We start from the raw sequence: 20,551 nt of genomic DNA on the forward strand, positions 1-20,551 counted from the left end.
TTTAATTACAAAGGAATGGTTTAAATGACAAAGCTTAAAGAAATAGAATGTTATTTACTTGATATGGATGGGACTATCTATTTAAGTGATCAGCTGATTGATAAGGCCAAAGAATTTGTTGAGACCCTGGAAGAAAAGAACAAGGATTATGTGTTTTTCACCAATAATTCTGCTAAAAACAGTCAGGATTATCAACAAAAACTGGAGAGACTTGGTCTTTCAATACCCTTAGAAAGAATTATTAATTCTGGAGAGGTTACTGCCGATTATATCAGAAGCAAAAAAGAAGGTGCAAAGGTATATCCGCTCGGAACACCTTCATTTGAAAAAGAACTGGAAGATGCCGGTTTAGAGGTAGTTAAAGAAAAAGAGGCAGGAATAGACTTTGTAGCTTTGGCTTTTGATACAACTTTAAGCTATCAGAAACTCTGGGATGCCCATGATTTAATTTTAGCTGGAGTAGAGTATGTAGCAGCAAATCCAGATTATGTTTGTCCTTTAAAAGATGGTAAAACGATGCCGGATTGTGGCTCAATGATCAGTCTTTTAGAAACTTCAACCGGTAAAAGTCCACTGGTTATAGGTAAACCAAATAGTTTGATGATAGATTATGTAGCTAAAAATTTAGGGATCAAAAAAGATAACCTGGCCATGGTTGGAGATAGATTATATACAGATATTCAGATGGCTATAGATGCTGATATTACAAGCATCTTGGTTTTAAGTGGAGAAACCGATAGGGAAATGTTAGCAGAAGCTCCTCAAGATCCGGACTTTGTTTTTGAATCAGTTGCAGAAATAAAAAGCGAATTAGAAAAGCTCTAAAGAAAAAACTTAAAGCTTTTAAATAGATTATAATATCTTTATAAATTAAAAGAGAGCTGAAACTAAGCTGAAGTTTCGGTTCTCTTTTTAAGAAATTAAATTAACTGAATTATTTAAATATTTCAAAATAAATGATAAGATAAAAGAGAGATAGTATTTTTATATTTAAAGGAGGGCTTAGAAAATGAAAATTTATAATGATCCAGAAAAGGTTGCAGGTGAAGCAGTAGAAGGTTTTTTAAGAGCACACAGGAATAATTACAAAAGAATCGGTGATTATAATGCTGTGGCAAGAAAAGAAACCCCTATTGATGACAAAGTAGCTGTTTTAATTGGTGGAGGTGCAGGTCATGAGCCGGTATTTTTAGAATTTATTGGTCCAGGACTGGCAGATGTTTCGGTTAATGGAGATATTTTTACCTCACCTGATCCAAATATGATTTATGAAGCTACTAAAGCCGTTGATAGTGGTAAAGGTGTGCTTTATCTTTATGGTAATTATGCTGGAGATAATATGAATTTTGATATGGCTGCAGAAATGGCAGAAGCAGATGGAATAGCTGTAGAAACTGTTCGAGTTTGGGATGATGTAGCTTCCGGCCCACCAGAAGAAAAGAGCAAAAGACGTGGAATTGCTGGCGACTTATTTTTAATCAAAATTGCAGGAGCAATTGCCGATACAGGGGCAGATTTAGCAGAGGTAAAATCAGTTGTAGAAGCAGCCCGGGCAAATACAAGAAGTTTAGGAGTTGCTTTCTCAGCAGCAACCCTGCCGACGGAAAAAGAACCGATGTTTGAAATGGCAGACGATGAAATGGAGATTGGAATGGGTCTTCATGGTGAACAGGGTATAAAAAGGACAAAAATAAAACCAGCTGCCGAACTGGTAGAGATGATGACAGAAAAATTGTTGAATGATGATTTAGAATTAGATGCCGGAGATGAAATAGCAGTTCTAATCAATGATCTGGGAGCTATGACCAGAGAAGAGTTATTACTGGTATACAAGGAATTAGATGACATTCTAGCTGCAAAAGAGATTAAAGTTCATGATGTAGTTATGGGCGGATATTGTACAAGCCTTGATATGGCAGGTTTTTCTATCAGCTTCTTTAAATTAAATGATCAGCTAAAATCTCTTTATGACAGTAGTGCAGAATCTCCAGGTTTTAAAAAGCTTTAACTTTTAGAAAAAGTATAGTTATAGATGATCAGCCCTCTTTAATTAGGGGGCTTTTTTTCTGCAAAAAATTGCAGTTTATGTGTTTTTTTGACCACCTTTAAATTTCAAAAAATATCTTTTAAAAAAACTTTTAATAAAGCAAAATATCTGATATGATAAAAACGAAAATAGAAAAAGGAGGTCAATCTATTGTTGCAAAATAAATTAGAGCAGAGGGTTAGGTATTTTTCCTTAATTCTCTTTTTAGCTTTTTTAATCAAATATAATTATTTAATGTTCCATATTTTTCAAACTCCATCTGTTATATCACTGGGTTTGAGAAATATAATTTTTGCTTATTTTTATATCAACTTCATTGAGCCTCTGCTAGTTTATAAAAGATCTCGGCAGAGGTTATTTATACTTGTCATTATTTTCACCACTTTTTTCTTTAGCAACTACTTTTACAACCGTTATTTTGGTAATTTTTTAAGTGTGAGTGATATAATGTCTGCAGAAGGTCTGGGAACTTTTTCCCTTTATGAAGTTCTTTTCAGACATATTATTAGATATAGAGATGTTGTATTTATTCTTGATATTATCATCCTCGGTTTTTTAGGATTTAGTTATTTACCTGATTTTAAATTTATCAAAGATCCACAGCGTATTTTTAAAAATGCTGCCAGTGATAAAAAAATGGCTATGTTAATAATCGTACTTTTAATAGTGGTTCAGTTATTCACAGCTTCATTAATCTTTAATGGAGCTCAGCCAAACAGACTTTATCAGATTGGAAGCGGGAGTTTTGTTTCAGTCCATGGTCTAAGTTCATTTTATGCTGTTGATAGTTATAGTTATCTGCAGCGCCAGAAACAAGCAACTCCTGAATTAGAAGATATGCCCTATTACAGGAGGAGGGAACAATTAAGTGATATAGAAAAACTACCTGAGAATACAAATGTTATCATGATTCAGGTAGAATCACTTGATGAAAGAATAATTAATTTTACCCAGGAAGGAAAAGAAGTTGTTCCGTTTTTGAATTCTTTCAAAGAAGAAAGCATATATTTTGAAGACTTTTATGCTCAAAAGGTAAATGCCAGCTTTGATGCTGATTTATCTGTTTTGACCTCTCTTTATCCGGTTAATAGGAGTTATGTTTATAGAGATATAGATTTGAGTAATTTTGCTTCATTACCAAAATTGCTAAATGAAAGAAATTATCAAACCCTTGCTTTTCACAACAACAACAAGGAATTTTTTAATCGTGGAGAAGCTTATCCAGCTTTAGGCTTTGATAATTTTTACAGCAAAGAAGATTTTAGTGAAGAAATTTTTGTGCTCCCTGAAGAAAGATCACTTGGGGTAAATGATTATGACTTTTTCAATCAGGCAGCTGAGATAATTATTGATGCTGAGCAGCAGGATGAGCCGTTTTTGGCTTTCATGATATCACTGACCTGTCACACTCCCTTTAATTTTTATCCTGAAGATGGAGTGGATGATTTTGAAGGAGTAAACAGCAATTTTGTGCTTGATTATTTTAAATCAATCAATTTTACTGATAGTGCTTTAGAAAACTTTTTTCAAAAATTAGAACAAGCAGGTATTTTAGATAATACTTTAGTTGTGATTTATTCTGATCATGAATCTGAAGTTGATACACCAGAATATAGTTCAGATAGGGATTTTAATCTCTGGAGAAATATTAAAAAGCCAGATCATGTTCCTTTATTTATCAGTCACCCTGATCTAGAAAGTCAAATAAGCAATAATCCCGGTACGACTACAGATCTCAGCCCAACAGTGCTAGATTTACTTGGGTTTGAGGAACTCCCTCAACAGTTTGTTGGCCGTTCACTATTTTTAGATAAAGAAGAGCCCCTGCTCTTTTTGGATGAAACTCCCAAGATCTTATATAAAGATCAGCTTTTTGTAGAAGAAATGGGTGTGTTAAATAAAGTAGGTTATCTTGAAGATAAAGAAAAAGAAGTAGAAATTGATCAGCAGAGAATTGCTGAAATGGAAGGGATAATCCGCTATATGCGGAGAATTTTTGGAGTTCATGAAGGAGAGATTTTTAGGGAGGTGGAATAAATTAAAAAATATCTAATAATAATTGCCATTGTTTTAATAGTGGCATTTATATATTTCGAATTTTATTATTTAATCCGTCCTTCTAGACTGGGAAAAGAAATTATTGAGAAATATAATTTTGATTATCCTGTTTTAATTGCTCACCGAGGTTCTTCTTATGAGGCTCCTGAATCAACAGAACCTGCCATGAAAAAATCTGTTCAAAGTGGTATCGACTATATAGAAATGGATGTACAGAGAACAAAAGATGGAGAGTTGGTTATCTTCCATGATCAAGAACTCTTAAGATTAACCGATGCAGCTGAGGTTTTTCCTGAGCGTGATAACTACAGATTCAGGAATTTTACCCTGGAAGAATTAAGAAAACTTGATTATGGCAGCTGGTTTAATGAAGCCTACCCTGATCGAGCCAGAGATGAATATGAGGGTTTAGACATCTTAACTTTAGAAGAGGTAATTGAGATTGTTGATCCTGTAAATACTGGGGTGGGACTGGCAATAGAGTTGAAAAGTCCTTACCTTTATCAGGATATTGAAAAAGAAATAATTGAACTATTAAATGAAAAAGAAATATATGAAGATGAAGAATTAGCTCCCAGGGTTCTTTTTCTTTCCTTTTCACCTGCCAGTTTAGAGAGATTGGGAGAGTTGAGACCAGAATCCCCAAGGCTGCTTTTAACCAGCAGTAATGTAGCTACTAAATGGCGTTGGGAGGGCTGGCTTAATTTAACTGAAGAGGTTGCAGAAGGAATTGGACCGAAAGGACATGTCTCTCTGCCCTGGTATATAGGTGCAGCTCATAGAAGAGGGCTGTTTGTATTTCCTTATGTTATTAATCATTCCTGGCAGATAAAAGTATTGACCTGGTTTAGTGCAGATGGCTATATTACAGACCGACCAGAGCTGCTTAATAACTTTTTTGACAGGGCCAGAGAAATCAGTGAAAGAACTGAAGAATTTGGTGAAGAAATGTTTTCTGATTAATTCTTAATTTTTATGGAAATCAAAGTTGTTTTTGTGATATAATTTATTGAGTAAGAAATTTATTAATTATAAATGTTTTTTGAGCAAAAAGCTGAATTTTTTTCAGGTTTAAAGGAGTTTTATGAAAATTTTTGCCTGAAAACATTTTCATAGAGCTATTTAAAAGGAGGCAGTTAATAATGAGAAATTTTATTTATGAAAATCCTACCAAAATTATTTTTGGTAAAGATAGAGAAAAAGAAGTGGGTAAGCATACTGCAGAACACGGAACTAAGGTGCTGCTTCACTATGGTGGTGGTAGTATTGAAAAATACGGCACCTATGATGCCGTAGTTAAATCTTTAGAAGAGGCAGGTATAGAATATGTTGAGCTTGGTGGGGTTAAACCTAACCCCAGATTGGAGCTTGTTAAAAAAGGTATAGATATTGTAGAAAAAGAAAATATAGATTTCATCCTAGCTGTTGGTGGTGGTAGTGTAATTGATTCTGCTAAAACTATTGCAGTTGGCCACTATTATGATGGTGATGTCTGGGATTTCTTTGAGTCCAATGCAAAAATCAAGCAAGCTTTAGCAGTAGGGGTTGTACTAACTATTCCAGCTGCAGGTAGTGAATCAAGCACCTCAGCAGTTATCACTAAAATGGAAGGAGAGCACAAGCTCTCTATAAATTCAAAACATATTAGACCCCAATTTGCGATTATGAACCCTGAATTAACCTACACCCTTCCTGATTACCAGACAGCTGCTGGTGCAGTTGATATTATGTCCCACATCCTGGAAAGATATTTTACAAAAACAAAAAATGTAGAATTAACAGATAGACTTTGTGAAGCTGCTTTAAAAACCATGATTACTAATACTCCACTTGTTCTAGAAGATAATGAAAATTATGCTGCCAGAGCAGAAATTATGTGGACTGGAAGTATAGCCCATAATAATCTTTTAGATACAGGTAGGATTGGTGATTGGGCTTCACATGGGATAGAACATGAGTTAAGTGCTCTTTATGATGTGGCTCATGGAGCTGGGCTTGCAGTAATTTTACCTGCCTGGATGGAGTATGTTTATGAACATGATTTAGAACGTTTTGCCCAGTATGCGGTTAGAGTTTGGGGTGTAGATCCTGATTTTAAAGATCTTAAATGGACTGCTGAACAGGGGATAAAAAAGACCAGAGAATTTTTCAAATCTATAGGAATGCCCCTTACACTTAAAGAATTGGGTGTACCCGGTGACCGCCTGGAAGAAATGGCTGCTAAAGTAGTTGCAGGTAAGGAAAGAGGAAGTATTGTTAAAATAGATAAAGAAGATGTTTTAAATATATATAAGAGCGTATTAAAATAAAATTGGAGGTGTTTAAATGCTGCAAAAAATATCTGCTTTTATCATCTTATTAATAGTTTGGATTATTTTTGCAGGAAGAATAACTATAGATGTATTGATAGTTGGTAGTGGCGCCTCCCTATTGGTAACCCTATTTTTTAGTGATATGCTGTTTAGAGAGGTTAAAAGAGATCTACCCTGGTACCATTATTTTCGTAAGTTATTTTTATTGTTCTTATTCATTCCAGTTTTTTTCTATGAAGCAATTTTGTCTGCTCTAAAAGTTTCTAAACATGTTTTTGAAAAAGATCCAAGTTTTAATCCGGGAATAGTAAAGGTTAAAACAGAGTTGACAGATATTACCGGCTTAAGTGTGCTGGCAAATTTAATTACCCTGACTCCGGGGACTCTAACCCTAGATTATGATAGGACAGAAAAATCATATTATATTCACTGGATAGATGTAAAAACTTTAGAACAGGCAGAAATGAAACAGGAAATCATTGCCCGTTTTGAAAAATGGATTGGAGTGATCTTCAGATGATACTTGGATTGGCAATATTTTTTACAACGCTTTCAATTATAGTATCTTACCGGGTTATTGTGGGACCTACAATTACTGACAGGTTGATCGGTGCAGATACAATAGGAATATTTATGTCCCTTGTAATGTTGATGATTGCCCTACATTTTGATTTATTTTTACTGGTAGATATCGTTTTAGCCTATGCAATACTGCTTTTTGTTGATATGTTGATTTATGCCAAATACTTTGAACATGGGGAGTTGTATAGATGATGTCAATCAGGTTAATAGCCGCATATTTTTTGATGTATTCTGGGGCAGGTTTTGCCCTGATAACGGTGCTTGGATTGCTGCGTTTTCCTGACGTATATACCAGAATTCATGCCGGGGCTGTGGTTTTAACAATTTCTGCTGTGCTGGTGACTATGGGGACTGCAGTGTATGTCTGGGAATTCTTTTTAAGTGCTAAAATAGTATTGATTGGAGTATTTTTTCTCTTTTCAAACCCGATGGCTACTCATGCAATAGCAAGGGCGTCTTATCATCGTGAGGTTGCATTACCAAAAGAATATGCAATTGATGCCTATTCTGAATACTTAGGGAGAGATTATGATGACAGCAACAGTAATTCTTGAAAATTTATTGCTTGTATTTTTGGTTTTATGTGCTGTAATGGCAGTCAGATTTGATGAAGAATTAATTTCTATAATATTTTTGTCGACATTTTCTATAGTTTTAACAGCACTTTATCTACTACATAGAGCTGCTGATGTTGCATTAGCAGAAGCAGTTATTGGAGCAGGTTTAAGTACTGCAATTTTTATGAGTGCAATCAGTCAGATCAGACATGGTGATTCCGACTGAAATTCAGCCGGAGGTGAAAAAATTTGCATAAATATTTTAAAAAAACATTGGTTATTTCAGTTTTTATATTAACAGCAATTGCTTTATATGAAAATTTTTCCCTGGTACCTGAATATACAGGTCTTGAGCTTGGAGTTTCTGACTACATTATCAGCTCAGGCTTAAGTGATACAGGTTCACTAAATTTAATTACAGCTGTACTTTATGATTATAGAGCTTTTGATTCACTTGGAGAAAGTACGGTGATTTTTGGTGCAGTAAGTGGTATTGTTTTGATTTTATCTAGAAAGATGCTACCGGTTTCTTCACGTGGGCTTTCCTTTATAGTTAAAAGAACTTTTGGTCTGGTTACTCCTTTTATTGCCCTTTTTAGCCTTTATGTAATCACCCATGGGCATTTAAGTCCTGGTGGAGGCTTTCAGGGTGGTGTTATTTTAGCAGTTATTTCGATCATTTTCTCTATAGTTTATGGTAGTGCCTATGATTACAGGCGTTATAGTCCACAGATGAAAACTGCTTTGGAAACAGTTGGAGCTTTTACCTTTTTGGGGCTCGGAGTTGCCGGTATTTTTATGGAGGGCTTTTTCCTGAAAAATTTAGGTTTTTTAACCGCTGAAACTGGAACTTTAATTTCAGCTGGTAGTATTCCATATGTAAACTTTGGGGTTGGAATTAAGGTTGGAGCAGGACTGGCGATAATATTTTATAGTATGATTCAAAAAACTTTTAAGGAGGATTTTTAAATGCGAAATAATTTCATCTTTATAATCCTCTTTATGCTGGGTTTATATGCACTGATAATGAAAACTAACCTGATAAAAAATGTAATTGGTTTAAATTTAATGGAGGCTTCAATATTTTTCTGGGTAATTGCCTTTTCTGATGTTGGAGGAGATGTAGCAATTCATAGAATGGGAGAGGAGTTTAGCAAGTTTAATGATCCTGTACCACAGGCTCTAACTTTGACGGGAATAGTTATTGGAGCAAGTACTGCAGCTCTTTTGTTAACCTTGATCATTGAATTAAATCAGTTTACTGATACCATTGATAGAGAAAAGATAGAGGGGTTGAATAATTGATGGAGACAAGAATAATACTGCTGATTATAGTACCCCTCGGAACAGCTTTTATAATTCCTTTTATCGATTTGATTAATGCAAAGCTGAGACGACTTTTTGTTCTGCTGGGTATTTTTATTCAAATCTTTAATTTGAGTTCGATTATTGTCAATTATTATGAGCAGATTAGAGATGGAAGTTTGTTTTTACAGTACCACCTAGGTGGTTGGAGGCCACCTTTTGGTATTAATCTGGTAATGGATAATTTAAGCTTTTTGTTTTTGTTAGTAGTTAATCTAAGTTTATTTTTCATAATAATATATTCTATAGGCTATGTTGGTCATCATGAGGGGAAATTTTATGTACTTTATTTTATAATCATTGCAGCTTCTAATGGTGCAATGCTCACCGGTGATCTCTTTAATATGTATGTATTTATAGAACTTTTAACGATTGCTTCAGGTGCTTTGATTGCTTTTCAGAGGAGTCATCCAGGTAGTGAGGCTGCAATTAAATATTTATTTTATAATATTGTTGCAGGATCTTTAATCTTTTTTGGAGTTTTGTTAACTTATTTTAATCTGGGTACCCTGACAATGGCAGATGTGGCAAATAACTTTGCCTCTTTAGAAAGTGGAATCCAGCTTTTTATTATTTCAATATTTTTAACAGCTTTATTAATCAAAATGGGTGTATTTCCATTTTTGTTCTGGCTGCCTAAAAGTTATGATTCTTCACCGGCACCCGTAACGGCTGTTTTATCTGGAGTTCTTTCTAAAATTTATCTTTACTTATTTATTCGGATGATCTGGACAGTAATAGGTTTTGAAACTATTGTGGCATTAAACTTAAATGTATTACTTTTGGATATTGCACTCTTTTCTTCCTTTTTAGGCCATGTTTTTGCCCTGCAGTCAAATAATATTAAAAGATTGCTGGGATACTCAAGTATTGGCCATATTGGGATGATTTTTGCTGTAATAATGCTCAATACTGAAGCCGGTTTTTATGGAGGGATACTCCATATTATTGCCCATATGTTTATGAAAGCTGGACTTTTTGTAGCCTGTGGTTATCTCCTGCAGTATACGGTTTCTAATCATTACCGCGATTTTAAAGGGGTAGGGTTGAGAGATAAACCAGTTTTTATTGCTTTTATCATCCTGCTTTTAAGTATGATCGGGATGCCACCACTTTTAGGTTTTGCAAGTAAGTGGTTTATTTTAATGGCCTTTTTGGAGGCTCAAAGTTATTTTGGTGCCTTTATAGTTATTTTTGGTAGTTTGACCGCTGTAATTTATTATCTGCGTTACATAGCAAAGGGATTTGAAGAGGTTAGGCTAACCGAAGATGATTTGAAAATGGAAGTTTTCAATCAGCCCCTGCTCTCTGTATTATATAGGGAAAAGATTGTTAGCTTTATTACCTATGCTTATACTGCAGTAATAATATTTTTTGGCTTTGGTTTCAGATTTCTTGATATACCACTGAGAATGTCAATTGAAAGTATTATGAATGTGGAAAGATACATAGAACTAGTGTTGGGAGGTTAAACAGTGGCTTTATTATGGCAGCAGTTTTTAGCAAGTTTTAGTTTTGAAAGTTATTTTCCTCTGCTGGCTGAAGTTGGGGTTATTTTAACCCTTATTACAGCTTTAGCAGCCTGGAATTACATAAAAGAATATAAATTTTGGTATTATATATTAACCCTGGTTTACCTGATCAGCACGGTGGTAGTAATTTTAACAACTGACTGGTTCTTTTTTCTCTTTGCCTGGGAAATGGTCACTTTGAGCACAACTTTTTTATTGGCCTGGAGCAGCTGGAAGCTGGTTAAACAGTATTTTGTGATTCAATTTGCGGGTAGTAGTATTTTGCTTTTTGCAGCTCTGGCAGCTAATGCCCTTGGTTATACCGAAATCGCAGCAATAGATTCTGTGCTGCTGCAGTTTTTATTAATTATCGGTATTGCCACCAAAAGTGGTATTTTTATCTTCCATTTCTGGTTGCCTCCCATTCATTCTGAAGCACCATCACCTGTTAGTGCAATTCTTTCTGGTTGGGTTGTTAAACTTGGTTATATTTTCTTGCTTAAGATTATCCCGGTTGAAAGTGGAAATACAATGCTTTATTTGCTGGGGATAGCAATGGTGGTTTATGGAGGTTGGCAGGCTATACGCTCTGCTGATCTTAAAATTATGCTTGCCTATAGTACGGTAAGTCAGCTCGGATTTATTGCTTTAGCAATCGGTACAGGTGGAGAAGTGGCATTTTTAGGAGCTGTACTTTTTATTATTGCACATGGTTTTGCTAAAACAACCCTCTTTATTACAAGTGGTATTTTGCAGAGAGAATATGGGAGCAGAATCGTCTATGATTTTAAAGGTGCTATTTTTAAAAGACCTATTACCTCTCTGGCAGTTATTATTTCCTTTTTGTCAATGGCTGGTCTTGTTTTTTCAGCTGGATATAATGCTAAATATTTGATAAGCTCTGCCCAGATTCCAGGTCTTTTAACTAGAATAGTATTTTTTGGTTTTACCTTAATCAGTGTTATTTATTCATTGAGAATACTGTACTGGATCTTTGTTGTTGATGAAGATTACAGTCACTTTACTGAGAAGCTAAAAAAAGCTATCAACAGCTATCAAATTCACAGTACAGATATTCTTGCCATATTATTTGGTACTTTAGGGGTTTTAGTAGTTGCTTTTTGGCCGGAAATGCCAGGTGATATGCTGGGATATTTAGTTGATTATGATTTTAATATCATGGCTGGAATTAGGGATAGTCTATTATATCTTTTAATCGTGGTTTATTTACTTCATAATAATGTAGGTTTTAAAGTTAAAGTAAGAGAAAATCTTTCATTGGAAAGATATCTCAGTTCAGCCCTTGATTTTATATTTAGTATGAGTCGTAAAGATGCTAAATTTGATACTGATAAAATCTTTGAGACGGTTTTCTATAATACGATTTTTAATACATCAAAGAAAATACATGATTTTTTCTATCAGGACTTAACTCTACAGCTGCTTTGGATTCCTGTCTTTTTAAGTATTTTACTGCTCTGGCAGCAGATTTACCGATATTTTTAGTCATTTAAATAATTTGACATTAAGACTATCTTTTTGCTATTATATATTTATCTTAATGATAATTATTATTATTTAATAAAAGAGCAGGAATAAGTTCTTTGAAAGATTGAGGAGTGAAAAAAATGAGAGAAGAAAAGATATTAAAAAAAGCAGCTGAAATTGAAAATAGAATTATAGAAATTAGACATCAAATTCATCAAAATCCGGAACTTTCTTTTGCAGAAAAAGAAACAGCTAACCTTGCTGCAGATGAGATGAAAAAACTCGGTTTTAAAGTAGAAGAAAATATCTTTGGTACAGGAGTTTGTGCAAGTTTTTTAAATAGTGATAGTGATGATGCAAAAACACTTCTGATCAGGGCTGATATGGATGCTTTACCGGTAGAAGAAAAAAATGATTTAGACTATAAATCGAAAAATAAAGGGGTAATGCATGCCTGTGGTCATGATGGTCATACTGCTATTTTGATCGGTACAGCCATGGTTTTAAAAGAACTGGCAGCAGAATTTAATGGTAATCTTAAATTTATTTTTCAACCTGGTGAAGAAACCAGCGGTGGAGCTGAAGGCATGATCAAAGCAGGGGTTCTAGAAGATCCTAAAGTAGATGCTGCAATGGGTTTACACCTCTGGGGAAGTACTGAAGAAGGAATTGTTGAATATAAAAGTGGGCCTTTGATGGCTTCACCTGACCGCTTTAATTTAAAAATTATTGGTAAGGGAGGTCATGCAGCCAGACCTCATAATACAATTGATCCTATTCCGATTGCTGCCCAGATTATCTCTTCTCTACAGAATATAGTTAGCAGAAGAATTGATCCCCTTGAGTCAGCAGTTATTTCGGTTGGTAAAATAGAGGCCGGTCAAACCCATAATGTTATTCCTGATGAAGTGGAAATCAAGGCAACTGTCCGTTCTTTAAAAAAAGATATCAGAGAAAAATTGGCTGAATATGTGGAAAGTGTAATTAAAAACATCTGTGAAATATATGGAGCTGAATATGAACTTGAATATATTTTCGGTTATCCAGCTGTAATTAATGATCCAAAGATGACAGATATTATTAAAAAAGCGGCTCAAAAGATTCTTGGTAAAGAAAAGGTTAGAAAAAAAGAAAAAGCTGAGATGGGTGGAGAAGATTTTTCTTATTTTGGTAGAGAAGTACCAGCAGTATTCTATTATCTTGGGATCGCTCCTCAGGGGGAGATTGTAAACCATCATCAATCAGATTTTAAGTTTAATGATTCAGTTCTAAAGACCGGGGTGGCGGTTATGGCCCAGGCAGCTTTAGATTATTTTGAGGCCTGAGCTAAAAATTAAAATTGTTTTTAAATTCACATTTAATATATTAAGATTCTACTTAAATCGGCTCTAAATTAGAGTCGATTTTCTATTGCTAGATGCTAAAAAGTTTGATATAATCAATTATTAACAAGAATTTAATTATTAGCAGTAGCTCGAGTAGAGAGTATTGAGTAAAAATGGGGGAAAAAAGATGGATTATATTAAAAAGTCTCAAAAGTTACAAAATGTTTGTTATGATATTCGGGGACCTGTTTTAGAAGAGGCGACCAGACTGGAAGAAGAAGGCTATAATATCTACAAATTAAATATTGGTAATACCGCACCATTTGGCCTGGATGCACCAGATGAAATTATTCATGATGTGATGTATAATTTAAAAAATGCCCAGGGATACTGTAATGCCCATGGAATTTTTCCGGCCCGCAAGGCAGTAATGCAGTACTATCAGAATAAAGGTATTTTAGATGTAGAGATGGATGATATCTTTATTGGTAATGGAGTCAGTGAGTTGATTGTTATGGCAATGCAGGGGCTTTTAAATGATGGAGATGAGATTTTAGTTCCTACACCTGATTATCCACTTTGGACTGCAGCAGTGAATTTATCAGGTGGCAAGGCGGTTCATTATCTCTGTGATGAAGAAGCAAAGTGGTATCCTGACTTAGATGATATTAGAAATAAAGTTAATGAAAAAACAAAGGGGATAGTGATTATTAACCCCAATAATCCGACAGGTGCTAATTATCCACCGGATATATTACAGGGAATAATCAATATCGCTAGGGAAAATGATTTGATTATTTACAGTGATGAAATTTATGAAAAGATAATTTATAACGGGACAGAACACACTTCAGTGGCAACTATGACTGATGAAGTTTTAGTTGTAACCTTCAGTGGGCTTTCTAAGTCTCATCGGGTACCAGGTTTTAGAGCAGGTTGGATGATGCTGAGTGGCCAGAAATATCATGCTAAAAGTTATATAGAAGGTTTAAACATGCTGGCTTCGATGAGGCTCTGCAGTAATGTTCCTTCTCAGTACGCAATTCAGACCTCACTGGGAGGATATCAGAGTATTGAAGATCTTGTTTTACCCGGAGGAAGATTAAAAGAACAGCGTGATCTTGCCTATGATCTGCTAACAGATATTCCAGGGTTAAGCTGTGTAAAACCAGAAGCTGGACTTTATTTATTCCCGAAAATAGATACAGAAAGATTTAATATTAAAAATGATGAAAAGTTTATCCTGGATTTTTTAACCCAGGAAAAAGTATTATTGGTCCAGGGTAGTGGCTTTAATTGGCCAAAACCAGATCATTTTAGGATCGTTTTTTTACCTGCTGAAGAAGATTTAAGAATTGCTCTAGGACGTTTAAAGAAATTTCTAAGTAACTATTCTCAATCATAGTCGATTAGATTGATCTTTAAGAGCCTTTAGAAAATTAAGTTAAGGATGATTTTAATGCTGAAAAAGCCTCTAACAGCTGTTATTTTAATAGCGCTAATAATATCGGGTTCATATTATTATCTGACAGAGGAAAGTCTTGAAGAGGTTTATATAAATCATGTTATTGATGGAGATACGATTAGAATAGCCAATGGTGAATCGGTCAGATTTATCGGCATAGATACCCCAGAAATTGACTGGGATAATAATGAGGCCGAATATTATGGCTGGGAGGCAAGAGATTATCTTCAGCAAAAAATTCAAGCTAAAAATGTTAGGCTTAAATATGATCAAGAAAAAGAAGATCACTATGGACGACTTCTAGCTTATGTTTATTTAAATGGGCTGCATCTTAACCAGGTCTTACTGGAAAATGGTTATGCTACCTTAATGATCGTTGAGCCCAATAATAAATATGAAACAGAGTTTAAAAAAGCAGCAGAAGAAGCCAGAAGAGCTCAAAAAGGACTCTGGAATAAGGTGGAAGAATTTAGTTCAAAATTACCACTGCTTGATTATCAGACAGCTCAGTTATTTATAGGTGAGAAGGTTATAGTAGAAGGAGAAATCGTCAATACTGCTAAAACAGATGCTGTGACTTATTTAAACTTTTCTGATGACTATCATAACACACTTTCAATAGTGATCTTTAATCGTAATCTGAATAAATTTGCCTATGAGCCTGATCAGTATTTAAAAGATAAGAGGATTAGAGTTCTGGGAACCATTGAAATATATCAATCAGCTCCCCAGATTATTGTTAGTGATCCTCACTATATTATGGTTGAATATTAAAACTAATAATTTATTAACTTTAAAAATTAAATTTTAGCAAATAAAGAAGCCCTCTCAACACTTAATTGTGCTGAAAGGGCTTTTGGTTTTTCGAAAAATTTCTTTAGAAGTATTTCTTTAAATTAAGCTGCAGCCTGATGGACACTAATTTCCTCTTTGTAATGAAGGAAAACAATAAATGCAACTATAATTGCCCCGATAAAATCAGTCGTCAAACCTGGTACTAAAAGTCCTAAAGAACCCAGGATTAAGGCAAGCCTTTCAACATTACTTACTTTTCTATTCAAATAACCAAGCACTGCTGCTGAAAGTGCAAATACTCCCAGAATAGAAGTTATAACAATTAAAACAACCTGAAAAATAGTTGCATCAATTAAGAGCATTGAGGGTGAATAAGCAAAAACAAAAGGAACCACAAAACCAGCCACAGCTAGTTTAACTGCCGTGAGCCCTGTTTTAAGTGGGTTTGAACCAGCAATACCAGCTCCGGCATAAGCAGCTAAAGCAGCTGGTGGAGTAAGATCAGCTATAACACCAAAATAAAGTACAAATAAATGTGAGGCTAAAATAGGAACTCCCAAATTAGTTAAAGCAGGAGCCGCCATTGTTGCCAAAACAATATAGGTTGCAGTTGTAGGCAGGCCTTTTCCTAAAATAGTACAGGCTACCATTGTAAAGAATAATGCTAGAAAAAGATTGCCCCTTGATAAAGCAACAGTTAGACTGGTAAACTTAAGTCCAAGCCCGGTTAAAGTAGTAGTACCAACAATAAAACCAACTGCTGCACAGGCTGCAGCAACTCCTAAGGCAGAAATTGCCCCTTCTTTAAGTGTATCAATTAAATCCATTAAACTCATCCTTGTATCTTTTTTTAGAAAACTTAAAGCAAAAGAAACTAAAATACCAAGATAAGCTGCTCTTAAAGGCGTATAACCCCTAAATAGATAATAAAAAATTACTATCAATGGTGCTATCATATGTCCTCTAGTTTTTAAAACAGTTAAAAACTTTGGAATTAATTCTGGAGCCATTCCTTCTAAACCCTGCTTTTTTGATTCCAGGTGAACCATTATACCAACTGAGATATAATATAATAATGCTGGTAGAATAGCTGCTCTTGCAATCGTTACATAAGGCACACCAATAAATTCTGCCATTATAAAAGCAGCAGCTCCCATGATCGGTGGCATTATCTGTCCTCCAGTTGAAGCAGCAGCCTCAACAGCAGCAGCAAACTGTGAATTATATCCGACTCTTTTCATTAATGGGATCGTAAATGAACCTGTAGTAACTGTATTAGCAACAGAACTTCCTGAAATCGAACCCATAAAACCACTGGAAACAACTGCAGCTTTAGCAGGTCCACCGGTTGTTCTACCGGTTAAAGACATAGCGAGATCAATAAATAAATCTCCCAGTCCGGTTCTTTTGGCAAAAGCTCCTAAAAGTAAAAAGAGAAAAATAAAAGTAGATGATACTCCAAGAGGAATACCAAAAATACCTTCAGTTGTATAATACATATGTTGAGCAATCCTTGTCCAGGAATAACCACGATGGCCTAACATTCCAGGCATCATAGGTCCAAAACGGGCATAAACTAGAAAAAGTATTGAAATAATCGGTAATTCTGGACCAATTACTCTTCTAGTACCTTCTAATACGATAATTATAGCTAAAACAGCCATTATATTATCCAGTTGTGTAAACATTCCTGCTCTTCTAACTAAAACTTCATAATTAATAATAATATATGAAGATACTGCTATACTTCCCAATACAAATAATAGGTCAAGCCCCCAGATAAATTTATTATCTTCTTCTCCCTTTATTGCTGGATAGAGTAAAAAGATTAAGGTAAACATTAAACCTAAATGAGTTGCTCTTTGTTTAAGAGCTAAAAGAACTCCAAAACCAGCTGTATAAAGATGAAAAAGTGAAGTAAATACAGCAATACTTGTCACTATAATTGCTGCAATACCAGTATAACTGCGGTAGTCAGTACTGGGATCATATTTTTTTAGTAGTTCATCTTCTTTAAGATGTCCATTTTTTAATTTTAGTTCTTCTGATTCAGCCATTTTTTAACCTCCCATGTCAAAAATTGAAAATAGCTTAATTTTTCAGTCCTAAATTCTATTAAAGTATTAGTGCCAGCCAATTCATAGAGAGGATATCTTTTATTCAGATATATCAACTCATGTTGAGAACTATCACTAATCCTTAACAAAAGATTATCTATTTTTTCTTCAATATCCTTAATAATAAATTTATCATTTTTTAAAATATATTGTCCTCTAGTATTGACAGGAAGACCTGCTCCATAAGATTGGTATTCAGTTGCTGTGAGAATGATTTCTCCATCTCTAATTTCAAAGAATTCTTTAACTTCTGTTTTAGCTACAGAATGAAGGTACTTAATAACAAAGCTATTTTTATTTATAATTCTTCTTTCCCAGATTAAATTTTCATCTCTACTTTCAACTACTCTTAAAATTGTAACTTCATTTTGAAGAGAATAAAATAAAGTAAAAAAAATAAATAAAACCAGGATTATTAAAATTAATTTAAAAGTATTTTTTTCTAACATAACAAATTAGAGCCGGGTATTTTGCAATACCCGGTCATCCTCCTTTAAAATCTATAATATTTTAGATTTTAGTTTACATTACTTCATCAAAGTATGCTCGAGCACCAGGATGTAATTCTACTGTCATTCCTTCTAGAGCTGTATCAAGTGTGATATCATTTGCTCTTGAGTGAGCATCAACTAAACTCTGGCGATTTTCAAATATTGCTTTAGTCATATCATAAACTACTTCATCAGATAATGAAGCTTCAGCAACTAAGATAGCCTGTAAAGCAACAGTTTGTATATCATTGTCAACACCAGAATAAGTTCCAGCAGGAACTGTTACTCCAGTTAGGAATGGTAATTCTTCATTGATTTTTTCTACATCAGAATCACTAAACTCAAGGAGTTCAATATCCTGTGTTGCTGCTACATCCATTACAGCTGCGGTAGGAATACCAGCTGTTAAAAATGCTGCATCAATCTGTCTATCACTAAGACGTCCAGCTGCTTCTCCAAATGAAAGATAATCTTCATTAATGTCATCATAAGTTATTCCAAATAGGTTTAAGATCTGGCTTGCATTAGCTTCAGCACCACTACCTGGAGCACCAACAGCAACTCTTTTGCCTTTTAAATCTTCCATAGTCTCGATATTGGCATCGGCACGAACAACAATTTGAATTACTTCAGGATATAAAGCGGTGATACCTTTCATATTAGTAACTTGATTACCCTCAAATTGATTTTCTCCAGCAACAGCATAACTTGCTATATCATTCTGGATTATTGCTACTTCTACTTCTTGATTGTAAATCAAACGTGCATTCTCAACAGAAGCACCGGTAGACTGAGCTGAAGCATTCATACCCTCAATATTATTATTGAAAACAGAAGCAATAGCTCCTCCAATTGGATAATATGTTCCAGCCGTTCCTCCAGTAGCAATTGAGAGGAAAGTTCTTCCCTGGGCAGCAATACTACCACTAAGCACAACTGCTAAAATCATAAAAACTGCTAAAATCACTAAAAACTTTTTGCTTTTTAACATAAATTACATCTACTCCCTTCGAAATTATGATAATTAAAAATCAGAGAAAAATTAACATAAACATCTCCATAAATATTTTATAACAAATTTGTGAAAAAAGCAAGTTTTGACAGCTGCGATTAGCTCTTGAAAACAAGAGTATAGCAGTATTCATGGATAATTACTAAGTAAATTGATGGATGCTTTTTAAACAGTTTTGAAAGAAAATTAAAGCCCAAAAAATTAATGATTAATCAACAAAAAGCTTTGGATTTAATTGAATTATCTATTTTTCTATAATATAATTCACATTAGTTAAGCTTTAGTCAATAAAGACAAAGGTTAGGTGAAAGATATGCAGAAGAAATGGCCTGATTTTCGTTTTACAGCAGAAGAGACTGCAGGAGCTGTTGGAGATTTTGGGACCCTTTTTCCAATTATTATGGCTGTGGCAGTAATAAGTGGGATGGAATTAGGTCCCATACTTTTATTTATGGGTATCGCCTACATAATAACCGGTTTATATTATAAGCTGCCGATGCCTGTAGAACCAATGAAATCTATCGGTGCTGTAGCTATAGCCGGTGGATTGAGTCAGGCTGAGATCGTTAGTGCAGCAATGATGATGGGGATAATCTTACTTATTTTAAGCTATACAGGCTGGATGTCCAGATTTAAATCTGAAATACCTGAGTGGTTGATAAGAGGTATTCAGCTGGGATTAAGCTTTATTTTATTGGAACAGGCCGTAGTCTTTATAGTGGGCGATCTTTACCTTGGTTTAATCGCTACTGCAGTGATCATTGCCTTTATTTTTCTACCCTTTAAAGATATATCTTCTCTGCTTGTTTTAGCTTTAGGTTTGCTAATCGGTTTTATGGAGTTGGGCTATATTCCAATTCATATTGCTGATCTACCTCAATTATATATTCCACCAGCAGAAGCATGGCTGCCCGGACTTTTGCGGGGAGTCTTTCCACAACTGCCTTTAACTATTGCCAATGCAGTTTTGGCAACTTCGTTGATCATCGATGACCTTTTTGCTAAAAAAGTACCTGAAGAAAAGCTGCTTAAAACTATGGGTTTTTACTGTCTTTTTTTCAGTCCATTTGGTGCTTTTCCGATGTGTCATGGTTCAGGCGGACTGGCTGCTCAGTACCGCTTTGGAGCCAGAACCGGAGGCTCAAATATAATTTCTGGGGTTATTATCTTAATAATGGGTCTGTTTTTTGCCTCACCTCAGCTTTTAGAGTTTTTTCCCTATGGAGTTTTAGGAGCTCTGCTCGTTTTTTCTGCTTTGCAGATGCTTAAATCAGGTAAAGAGAGCAATAGACCACTTCTAAGCCTCAGCACAGCTGTAATCGCATTTTTTGCTGATATAGGTATAGCATTTCTAGTTATGTTAGCCTTTATAATTTTAAGTAGATTTTTCAGGCAGCAGGCAGAGTGAATTATTCTCTATCAAAAG

The 20,551-nt window shown here is 34.7% G+C and carries 20 protein-coding genes; 17 read left to right on the plus strand and 3 right to left on the minus strand.

Annotated features, from left to right (window positions below; translation table 11 throughout):
* The first annotated feature begins 24 nt into the window (after positions 1-24).
* The 16 genes from HALSA_RS03460 (at position 25) to HALSA_RS03535 (ending at position 15,484) form a co-directional block, all read left to right on the plus strand.
* Positions 25-825 carry an HAD-IIA family hydrolase gene (locus HALSA_RS03460; RefSeq protein WP_013405227.1) on the plus strand — a complete coding sequence of 267 codons (801 nt, stop codon included), beginning with the start codon at positions 25-27 and terminating at the stop codon, positions 823-825.
* Between the two features lie 184 nt (positions 826-1,009).
* Positions 1,010-2,008: a dihydroxyacetone kinase subunit DhaK gene (locus HALSA_RS03465; protein WP_013405228.1), complete on the plus strand. Its 999-nt coding sequence runs from the start codon at positions 1,010-1,012 to the stop codon at positions 2,006-2,008.
* Positions 2,009-2,197: 189 nt separating this feature from the next.
* Complete coding sequence (locus HALSA_RS03470; protein ID WP_013405229.1) at positions 2,198-4,084, plus strand: LTA synthase family protein; 1,887 nt, start codon at positions 2,198-2,200, stop codon at positions 4,082-4,084.
* A 39-nt stretch (positions 4,085-4,123) separates the two neighbouring features.
* Entirely contained in the window at positions 4,124-5,068 is a 945-nt protein-coding gene (locus HALSA_RS03475) for a glycerophosphodiester phosphodiesterase family protein (protein ID WP_013405230.1), read from the plus strand.
* A 179-nt stretch (positions 5,069-5,247) separates the two neighbouring features.
* A complete protein-coding gene (locus HALSA_RS03480; RefSeq protein ID WP_013405231.1) occupies positions 5,248-6,414 on the plus strand; it encodes an iron-containing alcohol dehydrogenase in 1,167 nt (388 codons plus the stop codon).
* A gap of 16 nt (positions 6,415-6,430) precedes the next feature.
* Positions 6,431-6,937 (plus strand): Na+/H+ antiporter subunit E, encoded by a 507-nt coding sequence (locus HALSA_RS03485; RefSeq protein WP_013405232.1) that lies wholly within the window; start codon positions 6,431-6,433, stop codon positions 6,935-6,937.
* On the plus strand, positions 6,934-7,191 hold the full coding sequence (locus HALSA_RS03490) for an MrpF/PhaF family protein (RefSeq protein WP_013405233.1): 258 nt from the start codon (positions 6,934-6,936) through the stop codon (positions 7,189-7,191). Before HALSA_RS03485 ends, HALSA_RS03490 begins: the two co-directional genes overlap by 4 nt.
* Positions 7,188-7,553: a monovalent cation/H(+) antiporter subunit G gene (gene mnhG / locus HALSA_RS03495; protein ID WP_013405234.1), complete on the plus strand. Its 366-nt coding sequence runs from the start codon at positions 7,188-7,190 to the stop codon at positions 7,551-7,553. The genes HALSA_RS03490 and mnhG overlap by 4 nt, the downstream gene beginning before the upstream one ends.
* Positions 7,531-7,782 (plus strand): Na(+)/H(+) antiporter subunit B, encoded by a 252-nt coding sequence (locus HALSA_RS03500; RefSeq protein ID WP_160143049.1) that lies wholly within the window; start codon positions 7,531-7,533, stop codon positions 7,780-7,782. The genes mnhG and HALSA_RS03500 overlap by 23 nt, the downstream gene beginning before the upstream one ends.
* Before the next feature lie 23 nt (positions 7,783-7,805).
* Complete coding sequence (mbhE, locus tag HALSA_RS03505; protein WP_013405236.1) at positions 7,806-8,525, plus strand: hydrogen gas-evolving membrane-bound hydrogenase subunit E; 720 nt, start codon at positions 7,806-7,808, stop codon at positions 8,523-8,525.
* A complete protein-coding gene (locus HALSA_RS03510) occupies positions 8,526-8,861 on the plus strand; it encodes a sodium:proton antiporter (RefSeq protein ID WP_013405237.1) in 336 nt (111 codons plus the stop codon). It begins immediately after the preceding gene.
* Positions 8,861-10,393, plus strand: coding sequence for a complex I subunit 5 family protein (locus HALSA_RS03515; RefSeq protein ID WP_041595781.1), 1,533 nt, complete (start codon positions 8,861-8,863; stop codon positions 10,391-10,393). The genes HALSA_RS03510 and HALSA_RS03515 overlap by 1 nt, the downstream gene beginning before the upstream one ends.
* 3 nt (positions 10,394-10,396) lie before the next feature.
* Positions 10,397-11,938 (plus strand): complex I subunit 5 family protein, encoded by a 1,542-nt coding sequence (locus HALSA_RS03520; RefSeq protein ID WP_013405239.1) that lies wholly within the window; start codon positions 10,397-10,399, stop codon positions 11,936-11,938.
* A gap of 122 nt (positions 11,939-12,060) precedes the next feature.
* Positions 12,061-13,245, plus strand: coding sequence for a M20 metallopeptidase family protein (locus tag HALSA_RS03525; RefSeq protein ID WP_013405240.1), 1,185 nt, complete (start codon positions 12,061-12,063; stop codon positions 13,243-13,245).
* A 187-nt stretch (positions 13,246-13,432) separates the two neighbouring features.
* Positions 13,433-14,650 carry a pyridoxal phosphate-dependent aminotransferase gene (locus HALSA_RS03530; RefSeq protein WP_013405241.1) on the plus strand — a complete coding sequence of 406 codons (1,218 nt, stop codon included), beginning with the start codon at positions 13,433-13,435 and terminating at the stop codon, positions 14,648-14,650.
* Between the two features lie 54 nt (positions 14,651-14,704).
* Positions 14,705-15,484: a thermonuclease family protein gene (locus HALSA_RS03535; protein WP_013405242.1), complete on the plus strand. Its 780-nt coding sequence runs from the start codon at positions 14,705-14,707 to the stop codon at positions 15,482-15,484.
* A 122-nt stretch (positions 15,485-15,606) separates the two neighbouring features.
* Here the strand turns inward: HALSA_RS03535 and HALSA_RS03540 are convergent, their stop codons facing one another.
* From HALSA_RS03540 to HALSA_RS03550, 3 genes are all read right to left on the minus strand, one after another.
* Positions 15,607-17,562, minus strand: coding sequence for a TRAP transporter permease (locus HALSA_RS03540; protein WP_013405243.1), 1,956 nt, complete (start codon positions 17,560-17,562; stop codon positions 15,607-15,609).
* Positions 17,541-18,071, minus strand: coding sequence for a DUF1850 domain-containing protein (locus HALSA_RS03545; protein ID WP_013405244.1), 531 nt, complete (start codon positions 18,069-18,071; stop codon positions 17,541-17,543). The genes HALSA_RS03540 and HALSA_RS03545 overlap by 22 nt, the downstream gene beginning before the upstream one ends.
* Before the next feature lie 73 nt (positions 18,072-18,144).
* Entirely contained in the window at positions 18,145-19,104 is a 960-nt protein-coding gene (locus HALSA_RS03550) for a TAXI family TRAP transporter solute-binding subunit (RefSeq protein WP_013405245.1), read from the minus strand.
* 334 nt (positions 19,105-19,438) lie between these two features.
* Between HALSA_RS03550 and HALSA_RS03555 the strand changes: the two genes are divergently transcribed.
* On the plus strand, positions 19,439-20,533 hold the full coding sequence (locus HALSA_RS03555; RefSeq protein ID WP_013405246.1) for a putative sulfate/molybdate transporter: 1,095 nt from the start codon (positions 19,439-19,441) through the stop codon (positions 20,531-20,533).
* Positions 20,534-20,551: the final 18 nt, after the last annotated feature.

The organism is Halanaerobium hydrogeniformans (assembly GCF_000166415.1).
Lineage (GTDB): Bacteria > Bacillota > Halanaerobiia > Halanaerobiales > Halanaerobiaceae > Halanaerobium > Halanaerobium hydrogeniformans.